The 1175-nt window shown below is 67.6% G+C and carries 1 protein-coding gene; it reads left to right on the top strand.

From position 1 onward, the window contains the following. Positions 1–1127: glycosyl hydrolase family 65 protein (locus KZA10_RS15680; protein WP_374196605.1), on the top strand; the 1127-nt coding region annotated here is incomplete at its 5' end. Positions 1128–1175 lie beyond the last annotated feature (48 nt).

Below are 1175 nucleotides of genomic sequence, written 5' to 3'. Positions count from 1 at the left end.
GACGGGCATCGCAGCTCAACGAGGCGGGGGCGCTGTTCCCCTGGCGCTCCATCAACGGCGAGGAGGCCTCGGCCTACTACGCCGCCGGTACCGCGCAGTACCACATCAACGCCGACATCAGCTTCGCGCTGGGCAAGTACGTGCGCGCGACGGGCGACGAGGAGTTCCTGCGGCGCGAGGGCGCCGACATCGCGATCGAGACGGCGCGGTTGTGGGCGACCCTCGGCTTCTGGCGTGCCTCGCGTCTCGTCGAGGGAGCGCCGGGAGACGGGATCGAGACCTTCCACATCCACGGCGTCACCGGGCCGGATGAGTACACGACGGTCGTGAACGACAATCTCTACACGAACGTGATGGCGCGCTACAACCTGCGCTACGCGGCCAAGATCGTGCGCGAGATCAAGGAGAGCCACCCTGACGACTACGTGAAGCTGGTCGACCGCACCGGCCTCGGTCCGGGCGAGGCCGAAGCGTGGGACCGCGCCGCAGAGGCCATGTACATCCCGTACAGCGAGGGGCTCGGGATCCATCCGCAGGATTCCCTGTTCCTCGAGCGCGAGGTGTGGGATCTGGCCAACACACCCGCCGAGCAGCGTCCGCTCCTGCTGCACTTCCACCCGCTGGTGATCTACCGGTTCCAGGTGCTCAAGCAGGCCGACGTCGTGCTCGCGCTGTTCCTTCAGGGCAACCACTTCACGCCCGAGGAGAAGAAGGCCGACTTCGACTACTACGACCCGCTGACCACGGGCGACTCGACCCTGTCGGCCGTCGTGCAGTCGATCCTCGCGGCCGAGGTCGGCTACCAGGACCTCGCGCAGAAGTACTTCGAGCAGTCGCTGTTCGTCGACCTGCATGATCTGCACCACAACGCGGCCGACGGCGTGCACGTCGCCTCCGCCGGCGGGGTGTGGACGGCCCTGGTGTGCGGCTTCGGCGGCATGCGCGACTACGCAGGCGACCTGAGCTTCGACCCGCGGCTTCCGGCGAGCTGGCCGTCGCTGTCGTTCCCGCTCCAGTGGCAGGGATCGACTCTGCCCCGTCCCTGGCGCAGGGACGGGTCGATGCGACCATCAACGACAAGCTCACGTTCCTCGACTACGAGACGACCAACAGCCCGACCGGTCTGAAGATCGCGGCGGAGACCGATGAGGCGGGCGAGCAGGCGTTCGCCTTCG

The sequence above is a fragment of the Microbacterium sp. BF1 genome (assembly GCF_019279095.1).
In the GTDB taxonomy this organism is placed as follows: domain Bacteria; phylum Actinomycetota; class Actinomycetes; order Actinomycetales; family Microbacteriaceae; genus Microbacterium; species Microbacterium maritypicum.
The sequence above is the reverse complement of the archived record's forward strand: the minus strand, read 5'-3'. Positions and strand labels throughout refer to the sequence as shown.